The sequence below is a fragment of the Rhodococcus sp. BH4 genome, assembly GCF_002079265.1.
GTDB classification, from domain to species: Bacteria; Actinomycetota; Actinomycetes; order Mycobacteriales; family Mycobacteriaceae; genus Rhodococcus_F; species Rhodococcus_F qingshengii.
In genome coordinates this window covers 5920291-5945937 of the sequence record NZ_CP014941.1, presented here as the reverse complement: position 1 = coordinate 5945937, position 25647 = coordinate 5920291, and the positions used below count along the sequence as shown (strand labels likewise).

Genomic DNA, 25647 nt, shown 5'->3' with positions numbered 1-25647 from the left:
GGAATCTCGGCGCTCGCGATCAGCTTGCCGGCGTCACCGTGACTGTGACGGGGCCCGCGTCGTCCGCGGTTTCCACTGTGAGAAGACGGCTTTGGGGGTTCCAGTTCACGATGTCGGCGCCCGCGACGTCGACGCCGCCGGGAAAGCCGCTTTCGGGTAGGTAGATCTCGGTCGGTGCCGTTACCGCGGGGTTCGGGGTGAACGTCAGCTGAAGGCGGTCAACGGTCGAGGACCATTCGGTGGGTGTGCCCGCGACGGCACGCGGATACGGCTTGTTCAGGGTGTCGACGAGGAGTGTCTGCGATCCGTCCGGCAGGTACGGGCCCCAAGGACCTGGATCACTGGACCAGTAGGAGACACCCGCGCCGAGTTCTCGGGCGGTCGTGTAGACGCGGTCGATGTAGTCGGTTGCGCCGGGCAGTGTTGTGTCGAGCCCGAATTCGCCGAGAATGATCGGAACGCCGCCGAGTACGTTGCCTGCGATGTGTTCGACGCTGTCGCGCCAGGTGTCGATGGTCGCGTCGGTGAGTGTGCGTGAGAGACCGGAGTATCCGTCACCGAGGTCGAGGGGCAGCGGGTACAGGTGTGGGCAGTAGGCGATTCGCTGTTCGCCGGCTCGTGGGTCGTTGATCTTCGTGAGCCCGCTGGGGACACCTTGGTTGACGCCGACGGCCTGCGGGGCCACACACACCCAGCTGTCCTGATCAACTTCCCTGATGGCGTTGGTGGTTCGCTGATACAGGGCAGCGAGGGGCCCACCTTCGAAGGCGGGGCCTTGGAGGGAACCGCCCCACGGCTCGTTCATCAGGTCGTATGCCACGACGGTGTCATTGCCTGCAAAACGTTCGGCCACCACCTGCCAGGCGTTCGCGTAGTGCTCGACCAGTTCGGGATGTTGGCCGGTGGTGTTCCAGAAGTTGTCGAATGCACGCATCACACCGGGTTGGACGTAGTACAGCTCCCACCGGTCTTGAGGGCTGACTGGAAGGCCGTCCATGTAGGTCGCCCAGGCCGGCGCGCCGTTGCCGATGTTGCCGGCGCCGTTGCCACTGTTGCCCTCTGGTGTGATCGCGCCGGAGTAGACGTCCTGATGCATGTCGAGCATGACCTTGTAGCCGCGCTCGGCGTACCAGCTGACTCGGTCCTCGACGCGGTCCAGATATTCCTGGTCGTACTGTCCCGGCTCTGGCTCCACCGAACGCCAGGAGATCAGGAAACGCACGAAATTTGTTCCCATGTCGGCATGTTCGCGCTCGAGATCGGCTTCGGTGAACTTCGGCATGCCGTCGGGTGCGCTCTTTGCGCTCGACGCCGTGTTGAACCCTCGCAGGATCAAGGAGCGCCCGGCGTCGTCGGTCAGGTACGACGGTGGCACCGACGTGCCATCGGCGCTCCCCGACGTGGGCAGGCTGCCCTGAGCCGCGGCAATTCCGCCGCCCAGTATCAGTGAGCCCGCGACTATCAGTGCTGAGAGCGGGATACGACGCACGGAAACTCCTTCTGGGTGTGTGGATGGATTGACTTGTCCGAATGGGGATTCGGCCCTGGGCTTGAACGCTCGGTGTCGATTCACGTCGGTTGGCTTACACTGGTCCGCCCGTTTTCGATGTGTCCGACGAGCACGCGCTTGAATTCAGGATCTTCGTCGACCGTCACGATGGCCTGATACCAGCCGTCCACCGACGCAACCGCCCACCGGCCGCGTGCGCCGGCAGCGAGCTTCCGTCGGTCTCCGTCGACGTCGACGGAGAGTGCACGACTTCCGGAATTGTTCGCGGTCAGTACAAGCGCGCGCGTCCCTGCGTCGATGGTTGTCGAGACGTCGAGCGAGGCTGCCGCACTGTCTGTAGCTCCACTGAACTCGCGCCTGAAACCATTGGGACCCAACAGGGTCAGGCTGTAGACGCGATCACTGAGCGCAACGGTGTCATCGACCTCGCCCAGGAGGTCGTAATGCCGTGGCTCGTCGAACTCACCTGCGTACGGGTACAAGGCCAGGTGAGTTGATGCGGCACCGGCATTGACCAGATGGACCGTCAACGAGCCGGTTTCCGGGTTCACCGTCGTGTAGGCGTCGGGCTGATAGGGAAGGGCCCGTGCTGGTCGAGTGCCGCTTTCCTGCAGGGGCATTCTCTGTTCGGTGGGAGGTGTTGGCGTCCATCGCGGTTCCAGCGGCGGTGTGGGTTGCGGGCGCGCCAACGTCGGCCGGCTACGCGGGTTGGCGAAGTCGAACGCCGACGTCAGGTCGCCACTCACCGTGCGTCGCCACGGGTCGATTTCCGTTTGCGTGATTCCGAACCGCGTCTCCAGGAACTGCGTGACGGACGTGTGGTCGAATACTTGTGAACAAACGAAACCGCCAACAGTCCACGGCGAGATAATCGTCATCGGCACCCGCGGGCCGAGACCGAGCGGCTGATTGCCGACCCATTCGGCTTCGACCGAGCGCGGCGGTCGAGGTGGCGGTACATGGTCGAAGTACCCGTCGTTCTCGTCGAAGTTGACGATCACGGCCGTCTTCGCCCACAGATCCGGATCGGACGCGATGGCGTCGAGTACTCGATAGAGCAGTGTTGCGCTCGCCGCAGGTGACGAACCCGATGGATGCTCCGAATCCACCTCGGACGGAACGAGATAACTGACTTGCGGCAGTCGGCCCGACTCGACGTCCTTCCTGAACTCGGCGGCCAGTGTGCCGGGCCGGGATCGGTACAGTGCGCGATCGTAGAGTTGGCGATCAGCAGGCGACAGTTGGTCTGCAGCATTCTCGAGGGCCAGTACCGCTGCGTCCTGGACCGGCGCCGGCATCGACGGCAGGGCGAGATAGAACCCGGCCAAGGTCTGCAGTTCGTAGGGGAGCAGGCTTGGCCGACCAAGCAGTCCTGCCGCCACTTTCTTGAAGGCAGTGAAGTATTCGAGGTTGTTGTCTCCGAAGTTGTCCCACTCCTGGTAGGTCTTCCAGGAAATGCCGGCGGACTGCAACCGCTCGGGAACCGTCGTCCATCCGTAGCCGGCGTGCCAGGGGTTGTAGGCCGCATTGGTTACAGCTCTTCCCTCGGGGCCGGGCGGATCCGAAGGCAAGACCGACTCGGTCGGATTAGGCGAAAGTGGCTCGTATCCGGTGTATCCAGAGACCCAATAGTTCCGGTTGGGGCTCGTCGATGTCGGTACGGAGCAGTGGTAGGCGTCGCAGATCGTGAACGCGTCCGCCAGTTCGTAATGGAACGGGATGTCTTGCCGGTCGTAGTACGCCATTGTCGTACTGGTTTTTGCCGCGATCCAACCGTCGTGCCAGCCGTCGGCGAGTGCGGCATGTCCGCCCGCCCAGCTGTGGTCGAGTCCGGTCACGTTCTGGGTGTCCATGCGTTGTGCCGCAGCGGAATCGCGGATGGGGAAGGGGAGCACAGGACCGGTAGGACCGGGTTGTTCGAAGACGCTGTGGCCGCTGCGTAGACGCAACGCATTCGGATCACCGAAGCCGCGAACACCCCTCAGCGCGCCGTAGTAGTGGTCGAAAGATCGGTTCTCCTGCATGACGAGGACTACATGCTCGATCGAATCGAGCCCGCCGGAGTTTGCGGGTGTCGCCAGTACACGTTGAAGCGACGGCGGCAGAAGGGAAGTAGCGGCGACTGCAGTTGCACCGACCCCGGCGGCGAGAAACGACCGTCGAGAAAGAGAATTCCTGGACACTTGTGCTCCATCGATAAATCAATCAGTTCTATGACCACGGCCGCAATAGGCTGCTGCCGCTGCTCCGAATCGGTGCAGCGGCAACAGCGTCGAGAAGAATTCGATCAGGAACCGAAGAGACCGCCCAGTGAACCGAGGCTGCCCGAACCGCCGTTCCCGCCGTCGTCAGGCGCAGCAGAAACCTTGACGACGGATTCGTCCGACGCGGACTGTGTGAATCCACTTCGCCCGGCGTATGCCGCCTTGATCCGATGATCGCCCGTCGATGCGAAAGTGTGCGTCAGTCGCGCCACTCCATCGACTCCGACGACAACGGGCTGTCCGATGGGTTGGTCGCCGTCGTAGAACTGAACCGAGCCCCCGCCGGGGTTGGGGGTGACAGTCGCGGACAGTTCTGCCGTGACATTCTGCTTGGTCGTCGCGGGAGCTGCCAGTGAGGTCGAGGTGGTGACATCGGACGGTGCGGGATCAGACACGGTGACCGTTTGAGCGGGTGCCATCGACAGCTTGAATCCTGTTGCGCCGGAGTAGTAGGCCGAGACGGCATGAGATCCAGCCGAAGTGAAGGCATGTTCCAGAGTGGCTTTGCCGTCAGTGCCCACCGGGACCGGAGCGCCGATATCTGCAGCGCCGTCCTTGAACTGGAGAGTGCCACCGGTGGGTGTCGGCGTGACCTGCGCCCTCAGCGACACCGACACGCCCGTCTTAGCATCGGTGGGAACGTTCACGGCCGTGTCGGTCTGCTTGACGACAGGTGCGGCAGTCACCGTCACCATCGCCTCGGTCGAGTTGGAACTCTGGAATCCGTTGACGCCCTGGAACGTTGCGGAGACCCGCGCGGTTCCGGCGGTGAAGAAGGTATGCGGTAGCCGGGCAGTGCCGTCGGCGCCCGGAGTGACCGGTGTACCGACGTCGGCGCCGTCCACCCTGAACTGCACGTTTCCGTTGACCGGAGCCGGATCCACCTTTGCGACAAGCTCGGTCGGTGTGCTGGCTTGGATCGAGCCGGGCATCTGGATTGTGGTGGTTGTCGGTTGGCTGACGTAGATGGTGGTCAGGGCCTGCCCGCCGGCGTTGAGGCCGGAGTTCCTGTTGTCCCGCGGGGAGCAGTTGTAGCGCTCCCAGTAGTTGACTCCGAAGACGTCCTTTTCGCGCTGGACGAATGTGAGCGCATTTCGGTCGTCATCGTAGTTGGCGGAACCGGGATCGGAAACCCTCAGCGAAGGCTTGATCTCGGTACCGGCCGCACCAGCTTTGACCGTGACGTCGACTGCGGGGAGTCGGAACTTGGTGTTGGCACCGACGATGATGCCGTCACTCGATCGAACTGCGGAGGACGGACCGTTTCCGGTGGTTCGATTCGATCCGGAGATACGCAGGTGCGTACCGGATGCCGATGGATTACCGCCGTCGTCGATCCGTGTGACTGTCGGAGTGGCACTGTCGGATCCGAGGCCGTACGCACTGTCCGCCACAAGCTGGGAACTCACGAATTCGACGCCGGACGGGATGTCGAAGTCGTACTTGATCCGGGCCCAATGCACGACTCCACGGCTGGCATGGCCGCCGCTGTTTGTCTTCATCTCGTTCGGCTGCACGCGGTAGGTGACGGTCTCACCTGGTGCCGCGGTGGTCGGCGCGGTGATGGTGACTCCCGAGCCGAGTGTCTCGTTGAACGTGATCGGGCTTGCCACACCGTCCATCTCGCGCACATGGCATGCAGTTGTGAAGGCCACGCTCTTGGTCTCGGGGGCAGCCGAGGCGATCCCGCCGCCGACGATGGAGAACAAGCCGCCGGCCAGTACCGAGACGGTTGCAATCGCAGAGCCGCGTAGGAGTTTCGAGTTCATCGTCGAATCCTGGTTTCTGTTCACAGTTTTCACGACCCGAATCCGGGGGTACCAAGGCTGCCGAGGTTACCGGTGCCAGGCTCGGGCTCGGATGGTTCGACGACGTTGATCGTCACGGCGCCCGACATCGACTCCATGAAACCGGCCGATCCCGTGTAGTACGCCGTGATGTTGTGGTCGCCCGCTGTTGTCATCGTGCGGTTGGCCTTCGCGACGCCGTTGACGACGGCCACCGGAGCGCCGAGGTCAACCCCTCCGTCGCGGAACTGCACTGTTCCTCCCGACGGCCACGGAGTGACCGTTGCCGTCAATTCCACGGAGTCACCGACGACAGCTTTACCGGGTGCGTCGATTCGCGTCTGTGTCTGAGCGAGGCTGGAGTCGACGTTGATCACGGCGAGCGGCCGGCCGCCGGCGTTCAATCCGGCCGAACGATTGTCGCGTGGTGAGCAATTGGTGGTCAGCCAGTATTTGACGCCGCCGAGCAGGGTTTCCTGTTGCAGGAAGGTCAGGTAGTTGGCGGCACTGTCGTAGGAACCGGAGTTGGTGTCGGACACGCGGAGCATGGGCTTGATCTGGGTTCCCACAGCCCCTGACGTGACGGTGACGTCGACTGCCGGGAGCTGGAACGTCTTTCCTCCACCGACCTCGATTCCGCCGCCGCCGTTGTCGTCGGTGTTGGGTCCGTTGCCCGCCGTGATGTTGTTGCCGGAGATACGAAGATGCGCCCCATTCGGATCGGGTGAACCGGCATCGTTCACCCGCGTGATCGTCGGGGCGACCCCACCCAGATTCGAGCTGGTGCCGGCCACGATCTGCGCCCCCACGTAGGAGGTGCATGCAGGGATGTCGAAATCGAACTTGAGACGCGTCCAGTTCACGACGGACCTGAGGTCGTAACCGTCCTTGGGGACCGTCATCGGCTTGGGCGCGAGGCGGTATGTGAAGGTGGAGTTCGGCGGGACCACGGCCGGCGCACTGATCGTGACGCCGGAATCACGCGTCTCGTTGTGCGTGATCGGTCCGGGGAACTGCCACCCGTGGCACGATGCCGTGAACGGAAGGTCCACATCAGCGGCGGACGAGACTCCGGCTCCGCCGATCACGAGGGCAACGCATCCGGTCAACGACGCGGCCACCCCCACTCCTCGGCGCATCAACGTCGACACCATTCACATTCTCCTTGAGTAGCGCTCGACAAGATCGAGCTCTCGGCTTGAAGCCGGGTCCGGGAACCGGCCTCGAGCTGACAGAGAATCGAATACGTCTCGTCGTTTGCTCACCACCAGCTCAAACCCTGGAGAGGAGTAGAACACAGAGCGAGCCGCAGAATATGCGATTCGGACAAATTGTTGGACAAACGTCCAACCGGTGAAATTTCTCCACGTCTCCGACCGCTCTGCACTGCTTTAACGTGGCGTGAAGTGGGCCCGGTAAACGGTCAGGCGATCGCGCGGCGCATCAGGTCTGCCGTCTCCTTGTTGAATGCGACCAGTGTGACCGTCTCGACCTCGGTCTTCGCCGCGCGAATCGCTGAAACGGCCTGTCGGACGGCATCTTCCTTCGGCCAGCCGTAGACCCCTGCCGAGATCAACGGAAAGGCGACGGTACGGGCGCCGATCGAGTCGGCCACGGCGAGGCTGCGGGTGTATGCCGACCGAAGCAGACCGGAACGGTCCTCGGAGCGCGAATACCTCGGGCCGACGGTGTGAATCACGGCCTTGGCGTGCAGCTTTCCGGCGGTGGTGGCTACGGCCGCACCCACCGGCAGACCGTCGGGAAGGCTGGTGTTGCGCAATACCTCGCAAGCCTTCAGGATCTCCGGTCCCCCGGCACGGTGGATCGCGCCGTCGACACCGCCGCCGCCGAGGAGCCTAGAGTTGACCGCATTGACGATGGCGTCGACGGTCAGCGTCGTGATGTCACCTTCGACGACTGTAATAGCGGGCATGGATCCTCCTGTGTATCCGACGGCTGTGTGTCCGACGGACGCGTTTCCGACTGCCGTGTTCCAGAGTTCACGCTTCGGGCGAGCCCACGGCATAGCCGAGCGTACGTCGTAGGGATCACGTCCGATCAACATCGAGTATCGCGCTGCAACCGACGGCGTGCGACTGTGCGCCTGAACGCAATGGAGGAGTACGCGCTTTCCCTCGGCCCGCAACGCCTGGACGGTGCGCGCTGCGTCGTCGAGAACGAACTCGAGGTTGGCGTTGGAATCGTGACCGTCGTCGACCAACCAGAACTCGACGTGATCAGGGGCGACCTGTCGTGTTCCCATGCGGCACAGGCTGACCACGGCGTCGTAGTCTGCAGTGGACACCGCATCGACGCCGCCGAGCATGACGCCGTCGTCGTGCGGGTGCGTCGTCAGGTGGTGGGTTCCGCGAAACCTCGAGTAGTCGAGTTCTGCCGTCGACGGCCATCCGTTCTTGTCGTCGGTACCGCCGCGAGCAGTCTTTATTGCCAGGCGAATCAGATCGGAGGAACGGTATCCCGGCCAGCCATGCATGATTCGGCGCCAACGGGCGGGAACCGCCGACGCTCCCCAGCGGGCGCCGAGGAGGCCACCCGCGATGGCCGCCGTCGTGTCGGTGTCCCCGCCGGCTCTTACTGCTGCTTCCAATGCGTACTGGAGGTGGCGTGCATCGCCATTGTCCGTGGAAGTGATTGCCCACCAAACAGTCTGAAGTGCATGCACCACCCAACCGTTCTTGGAGAAGTCCTGCGGGTTCCCGGTTTCGGCCTGATCGAGCAGCGGGCCCCAGTATTCGGCGACGTCCTGATCGGCAACGGAGAGGAAGCCGCGAACACCGTCGAAGTTGCCGGCGACAACGGCATGGCGGATGGCATGGGTCCACAACTCGCACGCCTGTCCGGCACGCGGGTCGTCGTGAGTGAGTGAACTGATCCGGTGCGCTGCCGACCTGGCACCTTCTGCATCGTCCAAGTAGGAGAGGGCGACGGGAGCAGTCCGCATGAGCGAGCCGTTGCCGGCTTTGCGGCCGCTGATCGCCCGCGCACGATCCGCCATCGCCGCTGCGCTTTCGGAGCGGACGGACAACACTGCTCGCGTCTGGTTGCCGATGTCCGCGGGCTTCGAGTCGTACCACCGGATGAACTGTGCTGCAATGGCATCGAGACCGTCAGCGCTTCCGATGTCGATTCCGGTAGCGGCCACCTCGGCGATCGCAACTGCCATCGAGGTGTCGTCGGTCCATTCTCCCGGCGCCCAGTCGAACGGGCCGCCACCGATCATGTCGATCGTGACCTCGGCCTTCGGGTAGGTGAATTCGTAGCCGGCGCCGAGCGCGTCTCCTGCTGCGGTGCCGAGCAGAACGCCGGCCGCTCGATCGGACTGCTGTGCGGTGAGTTTCATAGCCACCTCTTCGGTTCGCGATGATCGTTTGATCAACTTTGCGCTAACCATAGATCATGTTTGAGATAACATGCAAGGGTGAATAAATGGACAGGCACGAGCGGCAAGGGATTGACGGACTATCCGCGTCCGTCTGTGGCAGTGGACGTCGCGGTGCTGACGTACAGCGGTGGATCTCTGAAAGTTCTGGTGGTTCGGCACCGTCTCGGTGCGCTGGCGCTACCGGGGACATTTCTGCACGAACGCGAATTGCTCACGGCCGCAGCCGATCGTGCCCTGTCGGTCAAGGCAGAGTTGGCCCAGACGAGCTTCCACCAGTTGGCGATCTTCGACCGACCGGACCGCGACGACCGTGGATGGGTTTTGTCGGTCGCACACACGGCTTGCCTACCGGAATCGGTACTGCCCGATTCGGCGCTTCTCGTCGATGTGTACGACGACGAGGCAGTGAGCGGACTCGCATTCGATCACGCCGACATGGTGCGACTCGCGGTCACGGACCTACGCACGAGGTATGCGTCGTACGTGGATCCGGACGGATTGTCGGGCGGGACGTTCACCGTCGCCGAACTTCGGGGACTCTACGAGGTGATCTTCGATCGTCCGTTCCAGAAGGACAGCTTCCGCCGGCAGGTGTTCGACGCGCTCGAAAGTACCGGCGAGATGAGCAGACCAGGTAACGGCCGACCCGCCGAGACGTACCGGAGGCGGGGTGACGGCGCACTGACTGCGCAGGCAATGGCATTTTTGACCGGATGAAGTGAAACGAATTCTTGCAGTTCTGCTGACCTGACGCGCTGAGCTGGGTAATGTCCGATTGATGGGTGCAGTTTCGAATGAAGCCGAGTCCAAGATTCCGACTGTCGTGTGGGGTACCGGCAACGTCGGGCGTGCATCGATTCGCGCTGTGACAGCCAATCCGGCCCTCGAACTTGTCGGCGTCATCGTTGCGAACCCCGAGAAGGTCGGGCGCGACGCCGGTGACCTCGCCGATCTGGGAGTGCACCTGGGCGTCGCGGCTACCGACGACGCCGATGCCGTGCTCGCAGCGTCTCCCGGCGCGGTGGTCTACGCGGCGTCCGGCGACATTCGGCCCGACGACGCGGTTGCCGACATCACGCGGGTACTGGCCGCCGGAGCTGTGGTGGTCACGCCGTCCGTATATGCGCTGTACGACCCGAAATCTGCGCCTCCCGAACTTCGTGATCCCGTCGAAGCTGCTGCCAAGGCGGGCGGCGGCGCTCTGTTCGTCTCCGGTATCGACCCAGGCTGGGGCAACGACATCCTGCCGATTCTCGTCAGCGGGCTCGCGGGGACAATCGACCAGATCCGGTGTCAGGAAATCTTCGACTACACGACCTACGAACAGCCGGATTCTGTCCGCTACCTGATCGGGATGGGTCAGCCGATGGACTACGAACCTCCCATGGTCGCGCCGACCGTACCCACCATGGTCTGGGGCGGGCAGATTCGGCTCATCGCGCGGGCACTCGGGGTGGAACTCGACGAGATCCGCGAGACCTTGCTGCGTCGCCCGCTCGAGGAAACCGTGTCGACCGAACATATGGGGGAGTTCGCGGCCGGCACCCAAGGCGCACTGCGATTCGAGGTTCAGGGAATCGTCGGCGGGGAACCCCTGATCGTGATCGAACACGTCACGCGTATTCATCCGTCTTGTGCCCGCGACTGGCCGCTCCCGCCCGACGGCGGCGACGGCGCGCACAAGGTGATCGTCGAAGGACGACCACGAATCGAGATCAACGTCGAAGCCACCGATGAAGGTGGAAATCGCGCGGCCGGTGGAAATGCCACGGCCGTAGGACGTCTCGTCAACGCAATTCCCTGGCTACGTCAGGCTGAACCCGGTCTCTACGACGCGCTGGACGTTCCGCTCACACCCGGCGTCGGCAAGCTCGGTGCCCGAAACTCGGAGGTACTCACATGAATATCGACATACCCGAAGGCAAGAATCCGATCGGCTACGTGTGGGGAGAGATGGTCCCCGGCATCGGACCCGCGGCCGCCGGGTTCTCCCAAAAGGTCTACACGGACGGCACTCTCGGACTCCGCGAGTTCGAGGCGGCCAGGCTTCGGATCGCTCAGATCAACGGGTGCATCTTCTGTCAGGACTGGCGCACCGAGCGTGACGGCGAGACTGTGGAGTCGACGTTCGATCAGTCTGTCACCGACTGGCGCACCACCGATGCCTTCGACGACAGGACGCGCCTCGCTGCCGAATACGCCGAGAGATACGCCCTCGACCACCACGGGCTCGACGACGAGTTCTGGGAACGTATGACCGCTCACTACTCCCAGCGAGAAATCGTCGAGTTGAGCATGTGCCTCGGATCGTGGTTGGCCTTCGGCAGGCTCAACCACGTCCTCGGCCTCGATACTCAATGTGTGTTGCCCGGCAACTGAACTAGTTGCCCAGCGTCGTCAGATCCGGGTAGTTCGAGACCTCCCAGCCGCCGTCGACGACCAGACTGGTTCCGGTGATGTACGAGGCGTCGTCGCTGGCGAGATAGAGGCAGGGGCCCGCGATCTCGTCGGGAGTTGCCGCTCGGGACATGGGGATTCGGCTGAGAAACATGTCGCGGGCGGGTTCGTAGTTCATGACCGGCGCGACCAGTGGCGTGTCGACCAGGCCGGGTAGAACGGCATTGACCCGGATCCCCGACGCAGCCAGTTCGATCGCGGCATTCTTGCTGAACATCTCGACTCCGGCTTTGCCTGTCGCGTATGCGCTCCCGTAGGGGCTCGGCACGTGCGCGTTCAATGAGGACACGTTGACTATCGCACCACCGCGACCGTGCTCTCGGATATGCCGCGCTTCATGTTTGGTGCAGAGGAAGACGCCCTTCTGCACCAGGTCGATGGTGAAGTCCCAGTCGGCCTCGTCGAGGTCGACGATCTGCCCCACCCTCGACGCACCGGCAACGTTGAAAGCCAGATCGATACCGCCGAATTCCGCCGCCGCCGCGGCAAGGGCCTCGGCAACATCGGATTCCTTGGTGACGTCAGTGGGAACGGCGAGGAAGGCCCCGCCGTGCTGGGAGGCTATCTCATTCAAACCCTCTGCAGCGATGTCGATTCCAGCTACCTGTGCGCCTTCGTCGATAAGCCTTAGTGCGATAGCTGCACCGATACCTGATGCTGCTCCAGTGACGACTGCTGTTTTCCCGGCAAATCTGGACGTGTTAATGGGCACCTGCTTTCAAGAACTTTCCGGTTCGGCGGTTGCCGAGAACGGGTGCTGCTTCTCCGTCGCCGAAGACGTACTCGCCGCCGACGAACACTGCGGTGACGGTCTGGTCGTTGCGATTGACCATGCGGGAGAGGTTGTCGTACTCCACAACCGGGCTTTCCGCGTACGCGTCGAGCGAATCGTCGAGATGAGCGGGATCGATCACAACCAGGTCGGCGCGATCACCTAATCGAAGGTGCCCGGCATCGATGTCGTACCACTCGGCGAGTTCACCGGTGAGACGATGCACCGCTGCCTCGATGGTCATGAACGGACGGCCGACCTTTTGGGCATCGTAGACACGTCGTAGTAGGCGTAAGCCGAAGTTGTAGAACGCCATGTTGCGCAAATGCGCTCCGGCGTCGGAGAACCCGAGTTGGACACCATTGTCCTGGGCGAACTTGTCCAGAACCTCCGGCCGGTGGTTCGAGATGGTTGTGCGCCAACGCACTTTCGTGCCGTGTTCGAGGACCAGATCCAGGAATGCATCGACAGGGTGGAGGCCGCCACGTTCGACGCCGACCTGCCCGAAGCTCTTGCCGACCAGGGATTCGTCGGGGCAGGACACGATCTCGGCGTCGAAGAAATCGCGATGCCAAACTTTGACACCGAACTTCTGGTCGTAGTCCTTGCGGAATTGTCGACGGTAATCCTCGCTCTGCATGAGGACGTTGCGTTCCATCTCGTCGGTCAGATGCAGTGCTGCAGCGCCGGATCCGAACTCCTCGAAGACAACCAGGTCGATGCCGTCGGCATATACCTCGAAGGGAACTGGCAGGTGCTGCCAGCGCAGGTCGCCGCCGAGTCGATTGACCAAGTGTGCCAGTGGGCCGAGTATCACCACGGCCAACTTGTTGGACTTGATGTCGGCCGCCGAAAGCATGCTCGTCTTGAGTCGCTTACGCCAGATACCCGCGCTGGAGAACGCCATCGCTCCGGTACTCATCGGGTTGGAGAGGTCAGGTCCGGCCTGAAATACCCGTCCCCGACGGCGCAGGATCGCATTGAGTCGGCGTCGTTCTTTCGTGGTTGCATACGTCGACGGCAGCGTGCGTGAGCGGCAGGTCTCGCCGTCGAGTTTGTCGAACAACAATTGCTGACTGGACATCCCGACGAATCCTGCGTCGAGAGCTTCGGTCAACTGTGCTTCCATCGACGCGAGTTCGGCGTCTGTGGGATGGACGTCCTTCCTGGTAGCACGATCCAGTCCCATCTCGGCGGCCCGCATATCGGAGTGTCCGATGAAGGCTGCAACGTTGGGACCTAGCGGAAGCGCCTCTAGTGCAGCAACATACTCGCTCGCAGAGTTCCAGGTCTTGGCACGGTTGAGTGCGTCGACGACGTGCTTACGCGGAATTGCCTCTACTCTGCCGAAGAGATCACCCGCGTCGGAGGGGCTGGCGTGAATGGTGGACAGGGAACACGATCCGACAAAGATCGACGTGACCCCGTGTCTGAGAGATTCGCTCAGCGCCGGGCCTTCGAGGATCTCGACGTCGTAGTGAGTGTGGATGTCCACGATGCCCGGGATCACCCACTTGCGCCTGGCGTCGATGAGACGGGGACAGTCGGTTTCGTCGAGTGGATCGAGGGAGATGGCAGTAACCAACCCATCGCGGATACCCAGATTGCGGACAGCTGGTTTGGCCCCGGTGCCGTCGAACCACAGACCGTTGTTGATCACGGCGTCGTAGGTCATGAGAGAACCACCTTTGCACGTATCGTTTTTCCGGTTGCATTGCGGGGCAGAGGAGTTGTGCTCAGTTTCCACTTCACCGGCACCTTGAAGTAAGCCAGTCGTTCGGCGACGTAGTCGCGTAGTTCTTCTTCGCTGGCGGCTCCCTCACTCCGCAAAACGACGACGGCTGCAACTTCTTGGCCGAGGTCTGCCGAATCAATGCCGATCACAGCGCATTCGAGTACGGCGGGATGCTCGTCGATGGTCTGCTCGATTTCGAGAGGGTAGACGTTCTCGCCGCCGCGCAGGATCAGGTCGGATCGGCGACCCGTCAGGCGGAGTCGGCCGTCCTCGAATACTCCGAAGTCGCCGGTTCGGAGCCATCGATCAGGACCGATAGCGGCTGCAGTCGCGGTCTCGTCGTTCCAGTACCCCAACATCACATAGGCGCTGCGCGCACAGATCTCACCTTCCTCGCCGTCGGGGACTGCAACACCGAAGGGGTCGCGCACCTCCACGCTCACCCCGATGATCGGCCGGCCGAGAGTTCCGGGGAACGCGGCAAGTTCCGGTGGTGTGGCAACTGAAATGCCGGTGGAGGATTCGGTGAGCCCGTAGCTGTCGACCAAGGTGTGCTGCGCAAAAGGCAGTCGTGCGCGCAGTCGGTCCTGCAAGGCCGGAGATGACGGCGCAGACGCGAGCGCAAAGGCGCTCAGTGAGGTCAGGTCGTACTTCTCGAGACTGCCGTACTCGAGGAGACGGGTTGCCATGGTGGGGACCACCGCCCAGTTTGTGACCTTCTCGCGTTCGACGAGGGAAAGGACTTCGTCGACGTCGAAGGCGCCCTGATGGATGACCACCGCTCCGCCCGTCGCGAGTCGTGGGATCGCCAGGTTATGCAGGCTTGCAATGTGAAACAGCGGCGCGGTCAGCAGATACCGCAAGTCACTCGGTCGGCCGTCGCTGGGTTTGCCGGTGAACGCCGCAGCGAGGCGATCGCTGTAGCGGTGGTAGTCGATGACGGCCAACACGTTTCGGTGACTGTGAACAGCCCCCTTGGGGCGGCCGCTGGTTCCGCTCGTGTACAGGATGACGGCCGGATCGTCCTCGTTGACGGAAGTACGGGGCAGTGTCGATCCCGAATACTTCTCCATCAAGGTAGGTAGATCTTCTTCCATCGTGAGTACGGGAACATCGGTGTTCAGTTCGGAAAGAATCTGCGCGCGTTTGGCGTCGGCGATCACCACTGTGGGGGTGGTGTGATCGATGCCGTACGCCACCTCGCGGGCCACCCACCACGAGTTGAATCCGACGGCGATGGCACCGAGGGACTGAGCCGCCCAGAAGGTCATCACCCATTCCGGCGTATTGGCAGCAAGTATGCCGACCCGATCACCCTTGCGGACGCCGTACCGCTCGCGCAGCGCCGTCGCCAATGCTGCTACGGCCTCGCCGTGCTCGAGGTAGCTGAAGCGTCGGTCCTTGGTCACCAGGTAGTCGCGTGATCCGTAGTCGAAGGATGCAGCGAGCACGTCGCCGAGTGCCTTGTCACGGTTCTTCATGACGGGCATCGAACTGCCCAGTACATCCTCGACTTGCATCTCGAAAGGACCACCGGGGCCGGTCAGCCCAGCCATGACGGACGCGATGAATGCTTGTGTATCAGCGGAAGTAGTCACGTGAAGTGCCTTTCGAAGATTAGGGTACGAGCACTGCGCGTCCGGTGACCTTGCCGTGTTCGAGACGGTCGAGTGCGTCGCGGGCATCAGCGAGGTCGAAGCGGGCTACTTCTACCGTTACCAGACCGGCCTGTGCCAGGGCGATGGAATCGACGAGGTCGTTTCTGGTGCCGCCGTAGGACTTCCGGATCGATGCGCCCCACGGCCAGCCCGGTCCGCCGGCAGCTTCGGCGGTGATTCCGGGGTTTCCGCCTCCGAGGCCCACCATTCGATACGCGCCGTTCGGCGCAACCGCTTGAACGGACATCTGTGCAGTTGCGTCGATACCGACGAAGTCGAAGATGACTTCTGCGCCTCTGGCCGACGTGAGGTCGAGGATGTGCTGCGCGGTGTCCGGTCCCGATTCGAGCGTGATGTCGGCGCCGCAACGTTTGGCGAGATCGAGTTGATCCTGTCCGACATCGACGGCGATGATGCGCACGGCACTGATTGCGCGAAGTATCTGTACTGCAACGTGACCGAGTCCGCCGACGCCGATCACGACGGCGGTGGTACCGGGCTGGAGATGTTCGCGGGCACCGCGAATGGCGTGGTAGCTCGTCAGTGCCGCATCGGCGAGAGGTGCGGCCTGCAGGAAGTCGAGGTCTCCGATGGGTACGAATGAGCGAGCCGGGATCTTGACGTACTCGGCCATCCCGCCTTCGGGACCAAGCCCGGGGCAGGGCGGCATCGCGGTGCGTCCAGCGGCGAGGCACATATTCTCGTTGCCGCTCATGCATTCTCGGCACTGTCCACATGACCAACAGAGGTAGACGACGCCACGCTCTCCGACGGAACGGCCGTCGACGCCACTCCCGACGGCTTCGATCGTGCCGGCAATTTCGTGGCCGATAGTCAGCGGTTCTTCGCGCATCTTGTACGGAAAGTGCAGGAGATGGAGATCGGAGTGGCAGATTCCCGCTGCGCCCACCCGAATCAGTAGTTCCGACGGGCCGATCTCCGGGACCGGCACGTCGTTGATTTCCAGGAGCCCGGGCCCCATGAGCTGGGCTGCCTTCATGAGCTGACCTCGCTGACCTCGGAGTTGTATGCGGCGCTCAGGTACGCGTTGCTGCGGTCGGATCCGATCAGACCCGGTGCCATCTTGTTCATGACGTAGGCGAAGGTCATCCGTCGGTCCAGATCGTTGACCAGCATCGAGCCGCCGATACCTGCCCACCAGCAGGTGCGTCCGTCGGGAATCAGTGGCGCGGTAACCGGATGTGGCAGTCCGTAGCCGATGCCGAACTTGAGTGGTGTCATGATCCCGAGATCGATACCGTCGGCTTGGATCTCGAAAATCAGGTCGATGGTGCTCTGCGAGAGCAGCTTCCGGCCGTCGAGCACACCACCGTTCGAGATCAGGGATTGGACCCGAGCGATAGAACGTGCGTTGCCGTGGCCGTTGACTGCGCCGATCTCGGCTTCCCGCCAGGGTGCGGTGTTGACCTCGGGGTAGTCGAGCAGTGGGCAGGTCAGGGTCTTGATGAAGATGCTGTCCTGGTCGAGCGTGGACAGGTCGAACTCCAACGCGGGCGGCGGAACCATGGTGGCGATTCGACCGAAATGCTCTGCGGACGTGCCGATATGGAAGTCGGCTCCCAGTGGACCGGAAAGCTCTTCGGCAAAGAACCTGCCGAGAGTTCGCCCGTCGATGCGACGAATGACCTCACCGACGAGATGGCCGTAGTTGATCGCGTGATAGCCCGACGCCGTACCCGGGGTCCACCAAGGCTTCTGGGTAGCGAGGCGAGCGGTGGACGCCTCGAGGTCGTAGATGTCCGTCAGTTCGATCGGGCGCTCCCAACCGGAGACGCCAGACGTATGCGACAGGAGGTGGCGAACTTCGATGTCTTCCTTACCGTTTGCCGCAAATTCGGGCCAGTAGTGAGCAACTTTCTGGTACACGTCCAATTGGCCGCGTTCGACCAGCAGGAGCGCACACAGGGCCGTCATGGTCTTGGTGATGGAGAACGTGTTGACGATGGTGTCGCTGCCCCAAGGAGTGGTACGGGATTCGTCGGCGTACCCGCCCCAGAGATCGACCACGGATTCTCCGTCGACGGTGATGGCAACGGAGCCGCCGAGTTCTTCACCGGATTCGAGTTGAGCCTCGAAAGCCGCTCGGACGGCGTCGAACTCGTTGTCGCAGTGACCGTTCACCAGACTCATGCGCGATCCGCCTTCTCGAGTTCGTGTGCTGCTGCACGCGCGGCAACAGGTAGCTTGTTTCCGGAGGCCGCAGCACGCTTGGTGCCCTTGGCGATTTCCTTGTTCATGTTGCGGACGTAGGGATCGAACTCGAGCTGGATGGTGTGCCGCGGCGACTTGTAATAGGGGGCGAGGAAGTACGCCTCGTCGGCTTTGGTGATCTCCTGCATCTCGTTCGCGGACGGCAGTTGGTATTTGCCGGTCAGGTAGGCCGCGACGAGTTTGCTCTGCTGCTCGGCGAAGTTGACGAGTGTCGGCATGGGCTGCGCCAGTCCCATGAAGAAGAGGTTGTCGATGCCGGGCTTCATCATTCGTTTGAACAGTGGGAATCGGTTGTCTTTGTCCGGCAGCAGATTCGGATCGCTGAAGAAGGGGAAGCTGATGTTGTAGCCGGTGGCGCAGATGACCACGTCGACGTCCTCGGCGGTGCCGTCCGCGAAGTGAACCTGCTTTCCGTCGAGTTTGGTGATGGCAGGCTTGAAGGTTATGTCGCCTGACCCGGCGCGTCCGAGGAACTCGCCGCTGGCCGACGGGTGGGCCTCGAAGGGGCGGTGGTCCGGCTTCGGCAGACCGTAGCCTTCCATCGTTCCCAGATTCTTGCCGAGGAATCGACGACTCAGGAACAGTCGTAGACCACGCGGCATCCAGGGCGGGGTGATCAGTTTGTCGCCGGGTACACCGCCGAGATATTTCGGCAGTACCCAGACTCCACGGCGAGCCGACACGATGAGCTTGTCGGCGAGGTATCTCTGGCCCAGTTCGGAGGCAATATCCAAGCCGGAGTTGCCCATTCCGACCACGACTACCTTTTTGCCGCGCATGTCGACCGGGTCGAACGGGTCGTTGTAGCTGTGGCTGTGCATGAGGACCCCGTCGAACTCACCTGGGTAGTCCGGGATGTTGGGATCCCAATGATGTCCGTTGCAGACCATCAGGACGTCGTAGGTGCGAACTTCGCCGTCCGAGCGCGTGATGGTCCACAGCCCGTCTGTATCACGTTCTGCTGCAACAACACTGGTGTTGAAGATGATCGACTCACGCAGTCCGAAGTGCTCGACGTAGTCCTTGAAGTACTGGAAGAGTTCGGAGTGGTGCGGGAAGTCGGGAAGGTCAGCGGAGACCGGGAAGTCCTCGAATGCCAAGCGCCACTTCGACGTGTCGATATGCAGGCTCTGGTAGCAGGCCGACATCCCGTTGGGATTCTTGTAGTACCAGTTTCCGCCGACCTCGTCGGACGCTTCGTAGCAGTCGAAGGGTATTCCGAATTCCTTCATTCGCGTGGCCGTCGTGATTCCGGTAGGCCCGGCGCCGATGATGCACACGCTCGGCAAGGGGGAGGGGCTCATTCGCCATCGCTTTCTGTTCTGTCTCGGGCGTGCGAGAAGAAGAATCGAAGCCCGAGAAGTGACTTGAGTCATAGTGCGCCATTCGCTGACGTTGTGTCAATGAATGACGCAATGTTTTTTGGTGACGGCGAGTCGGTGATTTGCCAGGAGGTTGAAATGCGAGCAAGGTGGGCGACGTGAGCACGACTACGGACGGCCCGAAGAACAGGCGGGGAACACTTCGCGACGAGCAGAAACGCGCGACGCGGGCCAAACTCGTGGACGCCGCACGCACTCTGTTCGAGGAACGGGGATACGCGGCTGTCACGGTCGACGACATCGCCTCGGTCGTCGGATGCAGTCGAGCCACGTTCTACGTGCATTTCGCCAGCAAGGTGGAGATGCTCAAAACGATCGGCGCGGCCGGGATGGCGGCGAGTGCGTTCGCTTTCTACATCGATCTCGATCGGGTTCTCGACACGAACTCTCGCGTGGAATTCACGGCTTGGCTGGAGCGTGCCTTCGACTGGTTCGACGAGAACAAACGCCTGCTGCCGGCCTGGGACGAGGCCGTGGCACTCGAACCGGAGTTCCGCGAGACAGCGCGAGACGGTATGACCCAACTACCGAATGCCATGCCCAAGTACCTGGGCCGTTGGCCGGCGGAACAGCACGACGAGGCACGGTTGCGCGTCGAACTGCTCGTGAGTCAGTTGGAGCGATTCTTCACACGCTGGGCCGTGCAGGGGACGATCGACGTGACACGGGTTCAGGCCGCCGAGGTTCTGACCGACATCTGGTTCCCGGCTCTGTCGCCGGAATCGAAGGGCATCGACGAGCGGTAGAGGCTAGCTCGGATCGATCTCCACGCCGATCGCACCGGTGAGCAGTTCTCTGGCTCGTTCGATGGGGATCGAGCCGCTCAGCCAGCGTTCGCTCAGACCCTCGACCAGGGCGGTGAGTCGTTCGGCGGCGTCGGCCGGGCTTGCCTTCGGATCAGCGAGCCCGGCATCCTGCGCTTGGCGGATCAAGGATTCGACGTCGTCTGCCCACTCTTGCGTCGTGGTGCGTAGCTTTTCGCGCAGCTCGTCGGCGAAGACTGCGCTTGCTCGGAGTTCACCCCAGGCGATGCTGTTCTCCCGAATCTTCGGGGAATTCTGAAACTCCAGCAGGAGCATCTGCTCGAGCTGCGCACGAGGGTCTATCTCCGTGAAGGCACTTTCGGTGTACAGCGCGGCGCGATCGTTGATGTGATCGAGGGCCCGGCGCAGCACACCTGCGCGGTTTTGGAAGTGGTAGTAGATGAGTGCCGTCGACACTCCGGCCTCGGCAGCGAGCGTCTCCACCCTCAGCCCGCGTACGCCGTGTTGGGCAATGACGCGGACTGCTGCTTCCAAGATTTGCGTTTGGCGGTTCGACACGAGTCCGAATTCTACGAGGGTGGTCGGGACAGGTTTCTAGTCCGCGGGTTCCTGCTGGGTGGTGCAGTGAATGCCGCCACCACCCGCGGCGATGGCGTCGATGTTGATCTGCACGACACGGCGGTCGGGGAAGAGGCGCTCCAATTCACTTCTGGCGGCCTGGTCGGCCTCGGGGTCACCGAACTCGGGTGCGATGACCGCCCCATTGCATACGTAGAAGTTGATATATCCGGCTGCGAAATCGTCCGATTCGAAGTCGGGCCTGATCGCGACCGGCGCCTCGAGGACAACCACTTCCAGCTTCCGTCCCTGTGCGTCGGTCGCGTTCTGGAGAATCTCGAGGTGACGTGCGGTCACGTCGTGGTCGAACGACTCCGGGTCTGTGTCGAGGCCTGCGACCACGACACCTGGGCGTGCGAAACGGGCGTAGAAGTCCGTGTGGCCGTCCGTGATGTCCTTGCCGGCGATTCCCGGTAGCCAGATGATCTTGTCGAGACCGAGCAGGGGGCCGAGTTCGGCCTCGACGTCCGACTTCGACCATCCCGGGTTGCGGTTGTTGTTGAGTACACAGCTTTCGGTGATGATTGCTGTGCCTTCGCCGTCGACCTCGATGCCGCCGCCTTCGAGGATCAGGTCGGTAGGCAATGATTCGACTCCCGCACGGGCGGCAACGAAAGCTGCGACCTGGCCGTCCTTATCGAAATCCTGCTTCTCGCCCCAACCGTTGAAGTTGAAATCGATACCCGCTTTGGTCCCGTTGCCTTTCACGAATACAGGGCCGGTGTCGCGCATCCAGAGGTCGTCGAGAGGCGCGGCGATCAGTTCGACCGATGGGCCGACGAGGGAGCGAGCCAAGTCCAGTTCCTCGGAACGAACAAGCATCGAGACGGGCTCGAACTGCGCGATGGTCTGCGCGATAGTCGCGAGGTTGCGCTGGACCTCGGGCAGGAGGGCTGCTCCCCAGATCGCTTCGCTGGCACCGAACGCCATCCAGGTGCGCTTGTGCGGATCCCCCTCTTCCGGCATCACCCACTCGCGAAGATCGTCGTCTCCATTGCTCCCGCGCGAGGCTGAGTCGGAATCGCCGCAGCCTGCCAAAAAGAGGCCACTGAGCGCAGCGGCGCCTGCCTGAATGAACCGACGTCTTTGCATTGCGGTGACTCCTTGTGCTGTGTGCGTGCGCGCCCGGTCCGCGTCCTGCTTGCATGGAGCGTAAACCTTGACTGAAAATTTAGTCAAGGAAGTAGTGCCAGTTCGAGACCGTTTCGGCGGGCGACACGACGGATCGAAGGACTCATCCGTCGGAAGGTCACGAGTCGATGAGTCCTTCGACCGTTCCCCGCCATCCGCGGCGCTGGTAGTCCCGGGGCGACATGCCGTGGGCACCGATGAAGACCTTGGTGAATCCGGACGCGTGCGCGTAGCCGAGTCGACGGGCGGTCTCTCCGGCCGAGAAGCCCTCCTCGAGATAAGCGCGGGCGAGGGTCATCCGCAACTGACCGCGCCAGCGCGGGAAGCTCTGGCCGGTGGCCGCTACGAAGCGTTTGTGGAGCAGGCCCTCGTCGACGCCGAGTCGAGCGCTCCACTCCGGCAGCGTGCGCGAATCGGTGGGGTCCGCGCGGAGTGCGGTAAGGATCGTTTCGACAGGATCGGTTCGGCCGCCGGGTGTCCGCGTCGCCGCGCTGTTTCGGATCAGCCTCGAGATCCTCGCTGGGTCATGGATTTCGGGGCGCAGAAGGGTGTAATTCGCAACGACCGTGTGCAACAGATACGCCTCCGCTTCGCGCGCGAAGTGCAGCACTCGTGGCGGCGGTGCAGTGACGGGAGAGTCGCCAGGCTGGGATCCGAGCGGAAGTAGAAGCGAACCCTCCGCGATCTCGACGCTGTTGCGTACTCCCGCGGGAAGCCACATCGCGTCGCCCCGCCTCAGATTCCAGGTTCGGTCGCCGAAAGTGACCCGGGCGGAGCCTCGGTAGATCCAGACGACGACGTGAAAGTTGTTGACCCTGGCCCACGTTCCGCTTGCGGGAATCGTCGGCGGTATCGGCGCCGAGCCTGAGTGGGCGCCTTCCTCGGACAAGAGTACGACGCTCTGTGCCAAGGTCTCGTTCTCATGGATCGGCGCTGAGCCTTGGTTTGCACGTGTGTAGTCACTGGGTGTCACACCGGTGTGTTCACGGAAGGCACGGGTGAAACCCGCGGGCGTCGCGAATCCGACCTGCCCACCCGTCCATCCGATTTCGCGGCCGGAGTTCAGGTATGCGATTGCTGCCGCGATCCGGGCCGAGGTGCGCCAACGCGCGAAAGGCAACCCCGTCTCCTCCGTGAATCGGCGCTGCAGGGTGCGGACGCCGATCTTGAGTTGCCGGGCGAACTGGGAAAGCTCCGTGTCGTCGGCTGGCGTCCGTAGAAGCGTGCGAGCGATCTCGAGGGTCTCGGCCGAGCGTGGCAAATTCGGTGGGGCGTACGACACCGAAGCGTCGGCGTCGTTGGAATGGGCCCCCGCGACAAGCTCGAGTAGTCCGGCCCCCACAGTCGCCCCACCGCGCAGAAATCCCAAGTTGTGCGCGAACTGGTGGACGAGCCAGTCCTGCCAGGCTGCCGGGATCTCGAAATCGATGATCCGGTTCAACGTGGGCGGCAGGTCGGCAGCGGGCATCGGAATGGGAAACGCGACCGCTCCCGGGTCGACTCGGATGCTGTAGGCGATTCCCGCGGGCACCCAGGTTGCCGCCCCAGCGGTCACGCTGCGGGTGCGGTCGCCGATCTGTAGTTCCGCGTGTCCGGTGTGTACCCAGAAGAGCAGTGGCTCACGTGCATTCGCGATCGAGGAGAGTCGGGACGCGGGGATCTCGGGGACTTCGCCCGCGGAGAACACCAACCGTGGTCCCACGTATGCCCTCCCGATTCAGATGCTTTCTCACGCAGCCACCGATGAGTGTAAGAAGTCGGCACGCACGGATAACCGTAACCGATTAGGGCAGGCTAGCTTTATTCAAGGCCCTCCCGCCGTGATCGAGCGTGGGTCGAACCCCCCCATCTGTGCGCTTCCGAGGAGTCTTTCCGTGCCCCGAAACACCCGTCCGACAACAGCGTACTCAGTCACCTTGCGTGAACTCGAGGTACGTCGGGTGACAGACGTGACGCCGGGCATGCGGAGAGTGACGCTCACCGGAGCGCAGCTCGACACCTTCACAAACGCCGACGGCTTTGCCGAGCCCGCCTTCGTCAGCACCGGCTTCGACGACGACCTCCGATTGTTGTTCGCCTATCCTGGCGAAACCGATCCGGTCTTGCCGGTGATAGTCGACGGCACTGTGACTTTCGCAGCGGGACGCCGTCCACTTGCCCGCGCGTACACCGTGCGCCGTTACGATCCGCGAACAAGGGAACTCGACGTCGATTTCGTCGTTCACGGCGGTGGAGTTGCTACCACCTGGGCGCGCGACGCCGGCCCTGGCGACCGAATGCACATCGCGGGTCCCTCTGTATCGCAGGGACTCCCGGAAGATTGCGAGTATCTGCTCGTCGTCGGTGACGAGACGGCGCTACCTGCGATCGCACGTCTGCTCGAGGAATTGCCTGCCGATGCCAGGGGGCATGTTTTCGTCGAAATTGCGGACTCGGCTCACATTCAATCGGTGCGCGAGTTGCCCGGGGTGAGTGTCACGTGGTTGCCACGCGAGGGGGCGGAGCCCGGCACTACTTCTTTGTTGCTCGACGCGGTCAGTGCAGTCGAATGGCCTGACGGACGCGTATTCGCTTGGCTTGCAGGCGAACAGGCGACGATTCGCTCGCTTCGGCGTCATTTGATTCGTGATCGAGGAATTGCGAAGACCGACATCGATTTCACCGGCTACTGGAAACGCAGCGACACAGTGCGCACAGATTCCTGACCCGGCTCCATCGCTCGGTAAGACCGAAGCGCTCGATAACACCGAAAGGCAGAAATGACAGTCCTGCGCACCAGACGATCACGGATCATCGGACTGATCGGGGCCGCGCTCGCCGCAGCGCTCCTTGTGTCCGGGTGCTCGGCCTCGGCCGAAGACTCGAAAACGGCGTCCACTCCCGGTTCGGAGGGGAACGCCCTTCCCGCTGCGGAAGGAACGACTACTTACCCGCTGACCCTGGAATCGCCATACGGTACAAGTATTCTCGAGAAGCGCCCGGAGCGGGTTGCCGCAATCGTCCCCAATGCCGTCGACACGGAAATGCTCCTCGCGCTCGGCGTCAAACCCGTCCTCTCCTCGTCGATGGTCAAGGAGTCGGCTTCCCAGTCGTACTTGCTGCCTTACGGCGCAGAGGATCTCGACACCTTCGAGTTCGCGATGGGCGGCACACTTCCCGTCGAAGCGATCGCCGCGAGCGAACCTGACCTCATCGTCGCCGTCGGCTGGGCCGACGGCCTGGGTGGTTTGTCGATGGGCGATTACTACGAACGTTTGTCCTCAATCGCACCGGTGGTGACGAGCCCCGACACGAAGTCGCGGATGCTCGTGCCGTGGAAGGAATCGATCCGCGTACTCGGCGAGACACTCGACCTCTCGAAGGCAGCCGAAAAGATCGTGGCGGACCATGATCGGTATTTTGCGAAGGTGCGTCAGGAGAACCCTGAACTCACTGGCCTGACCGCAACCTGGGCGATCTTCTACGGAACCGGCAATGGGCTGCAGTACCTTTCAGCGCCCGATTCGGCTCCGGCAACTTTCTTGGGCGAGCTCGGTTTTGCCGAGAACCCGCGTGCACAGGAGTTCGTCACCCAAAGCACTGTCGGCGAGGAACTTCTCGAGAACATCGATGCGGACTTCCTGCTGATCGGCCGCAGTGCCGCCGGCAGCGAGGAGGATTTCGACAAGCTGACCGGCGGGAAGCTCTTCCAAGCGCTGGGAGCGGTGTCCTCCGGTCGTTGGGTCGCTCTGCCTCCTCGCACCGCCGACGGTGGCGACGTTCTGTGGGCAATCACGAGCGGTGGCCCGATCGGAACGATGTGGGCGGCTGAACATATCGTGCCGCTCATCAGCGCGAAGCTGTAGGCGTACAACTGGAGAACGGAAAGCCCTCACCCGTCGCCACACGATTGTGTGGCGACGGGTCGTTCGTACAGCAGGTGTCCCGGGTTTGA

General features: G+C 62.7%; 20 protein-coding genes. 6 read left to right on the top strand and 14 right to left on the bottom strand.

Annotation, left to right across the window (positions count from 1 at the left end):
- Positions 1–19: 19 nt before the first annotated feature.
- The 5 genes from A0W34_RS27575 to A0W34_RS27555 form a co-directional block, all read right to left on the bottom strand.
- Positions 20–1489, bottom strand: a complete 1470-nt coding sequence (locus A0W34_RS27575; protein WP_081558883.1) for a cellulase family glycosylhydrolase — start codon at positions 1487–1489, stop codon at positions 20–22.
- Positions 1490–1569: 80 nt separating this feature from the next.
- Complete coding sequence (locus tag A0W34_RS27570; RefSeq protein WP_081558608.1) at positions 1570–3693, bottom strand: phosphocholine-specific phospholipase C; 2124 nt, start codon at positions 3691–3693, stop codon at positions 1570–1572.
- Between the two features lie 104 nt (positions 3694–3797).
- Positions 3798–5543, bottom strand: a complete 1746-nt coding sequence (locus tag A0W34_RS27565) for an Ig-like domain-containing protein (protein ID WP_232329944.1) — start codon at positions 5541–5543, stop codon at positions 3798–3800.
- Positions 5544–5572: 29 nt separating this feature from the next.
- Positions 5573–6715: an Ig-like domain-containing protein gene (locus A0W34_RS27560; protein WP_081558606.1), complete on the bottom strand. Its 1143-nt coding sequence runs from the start codon at positions 6713–6715 to the stop codon at positions 5573–5575.
- 269 nt (positions 6716–6984) lie between these two features.
- Positions 6985–8922 (bottom strand): O-acetyl-ADP-ribose deacetylase, encoded by a 1938-nt coding sequence (locus tag A0W34_RS27555; protein ID WP_081558605.1) that lies wholly within the window; start codon positions 8920–8922, stop codon positions 6985–6987.
- Positions 8923–9000: 78 nt separating this feature from the next.
- Between A0W34_RS27555 and A0W34_RS27550 the strand changes: the two genes are divergently transcribed.
- From A0W34_RS27550 to A0W34_RS27540, 3 genes are all read left to right on the top strand, one after another.
- Positions 9001–9681 (top strand): NUDIX hydrolase, encoded by a 681-nt coding sequence (locus A0W34_RS27550; RefSeq protein ID WP_064687918.1) that lies wholly within the window; start codon positions 9001–9003, stop codon positions 9679–9681.
- Positions 9682–9742: 61 nt separating this feature from the next.
- Positions 9743–10867: an NAD(P)H-dependent amine dehydrogenase family protein gene (locus tag A0W34_RS27545; protein WP_054826742.1), complete on the top strand. Its 1125-nt coding sequence runs from the start codon at positions 9743–9745 to the stop codon at positions 10865–10867.
- Positions 10864–11343, top strand: coding sequence for a carboxymuconolactone decarboxylase family protein (locus tag A0W34_RS27540; protein ID WP_003943220.1), 480 nt, complete (start codon positions 10864–10866; stop codon positions 11341–11343). Before A0W34_RS27545 ends, A0W34_RS27540 begins: the two co-directional genes overlap by 4 nt.
- A 1-nt stretch (position 11344) precedes the next feature.
- Here A0W34_RS27540 and A0W34_RS27535 read toward each other — a convergent pair whose 3' ends face one another.
- From A0W34_RS27535 to A0W34_RS27510, 6 genes are read right to left on the bottom strand one after another with little or no spacing between them, the layout of a single operon-like run.
- Positions 11345–12133 carry an SDR family NAD(P)-dependent oxidoreductase gene (locus A0W34_RS27535; RefSeq protein ID WP_064687917.1) on the bottom strand — a complete coding sequence of 263 codons (789 nt, stop codon included), beginning with the start codon at positions 12131–12133 and terminating at the stop codon, positions 11345–11347.
- Positions 12123–13868: an N-acyl-D-amino-acid deacylase family protein gene (locus A0W34_RS27530; RefSeq protein ID WP_064687916.1), complete on the bottom strand. Its 1746-nt coding sequence runs from the start codon at positions 13866–13868 to the stop codon at positions 12123–12125. Before A0W34_RS27530 ends, A0W34_RS27535 begins: the two co-directional genes overlap by 11 nt.
- Positions 13865–15526, bottom strand: a complete 1662-nt coding sequence (locus A0W34_RS27525) for a class I adenylate-forming enzyme family protein (RefSeq protein ID WP_064687915.1) — start codon at positions 15524–15526, stop codon at positions 13865–13867. Before A0W34_RS27525 ends, A0W34_RS27530 begins: the two co-directional genes overlap by 4 nt.
- 19 nt (positions 15527–15545) lie before the next feature.
- A complete protein-coding gene (locus tag A0W34_RS27520; RefSeq protein ID WP_081558604.1) occupies positions 15546–16586 on the bottom strand; it encodes an NAD(P)-dependent alcohol dehydrogenase in 1041 nt (346 codons plus the stop codon).
- Positions 16583–17737 (bottom strand): serine hydrolase domain-containing protein, encoded by a 1155-nt coding sequence (locus tag A0W34_RS27515; RefSeq protein WP_007730288.1) that lies wholly within the window; start codon positions 17735–17737, stop codon positions 16583–16585. Before A0W34_RS27515 ends, A0W34_RS27520 begins: the two co-directional genes overlap by 4 nt.
- Entirely contained in the window at positions 17734–19122 is a 1389-nt protein-coding gene (locus A0W34_RS27510; RefSeq protein ID WP_198035671.1) for a flavin-containing monooxygenase, read from the bottom strand. The genes A0W34_RS27515 and A0W34_RS27510 overlap by 4 nt, the downstream gene beginning before the upstream one ends.
- Before the next feature lie 167 nt (positions 19123–19289).
- On the opposite strand from A0W34_RS27510, the gene A0W34_RS27505 reads away from it, so the two are divergent.
- Complete coding sequence (locus tag A0W34_RS27505; protein ID WP_081558602.1) at positions 19290–19946, top strand: TetR/AcrR family transcriptional regulator; 657 nt, start codon at positions 19290–19292, stop codon at positions 19944–19946.
- 3 nt (positions 19947–19949) lie between these two features.
- Here A0W34_RS27505 and A0W34_RS27500 read toward each other — a convergent pair whose 3' ends face one another.
- The 3 genes from A0W34_RS27500 to A0W34_RS27490 form a co-directional block, all read right to left on the bottom strand.
- Positions 19950–20522: a TetR/AcrR family transcriptional regulator gene (locus A0W34_RS27500; protein ID WP_081558601.1), complete on the bottom strand. Its 573-nt coding sequence runs from the start codon at positions 20520–20522 to the stop codon at positions 19950–19952.
- Positions 20523–20558: 36 nt separating this feature from the next.
- Positions 20559–21674 carry an agmatine deiminase family protein gene (locus A0W34_RS27495; RefSeq protein ID WP_081558600.1) on the bottom strand — a complete coding sequence of 372 codons (1116 nt, stop codon included), beginning with the start codon at positions 21672–21674 and terminating at the stop codon, positions 20559–20561.
- Between the two features lie 157 nt (positions 21675–21831).
- Positions 21832–23415 (bottom strand): helix-turn-helix transcriptional regulator, encoded by a 1584-nt coding sequence (locus A0W34_RS27490; protein ID WP_081558599.1) that lies wholly within the window; start codon positions 23413–23415, stop codon positions 21832–21834.
- 172 nt (positions 23416–23587) lie between these two features.
- Here A0W34_RS27490 and A0W34_RS27485 point away from each other — a divergent pair, with 172 nt between their 5' ends.
- Entirely contained in the window at positions 23588–24418 is an 831-nt protein-coding gene (locus A0W34_RS27485) for a siderophore-interacting protein (protein WP_007730297.1), read from the top strand.
- A 54-nt stretch (positions 24419–24472) separates the two neighbouring features.
- Positions 24473–25558: an ABC transporter substrate-binding protein gene (locus A0W34_RS27480; RefSeq protein WP_081558598.1), complete on the top strand. Its 1086-nt coding sequence runs from the start codon at positions 24473–24475 to the stop codon at positions 25556–25558.
- Positions 25559–25647 lie beyond the last annotated feature (89 nt).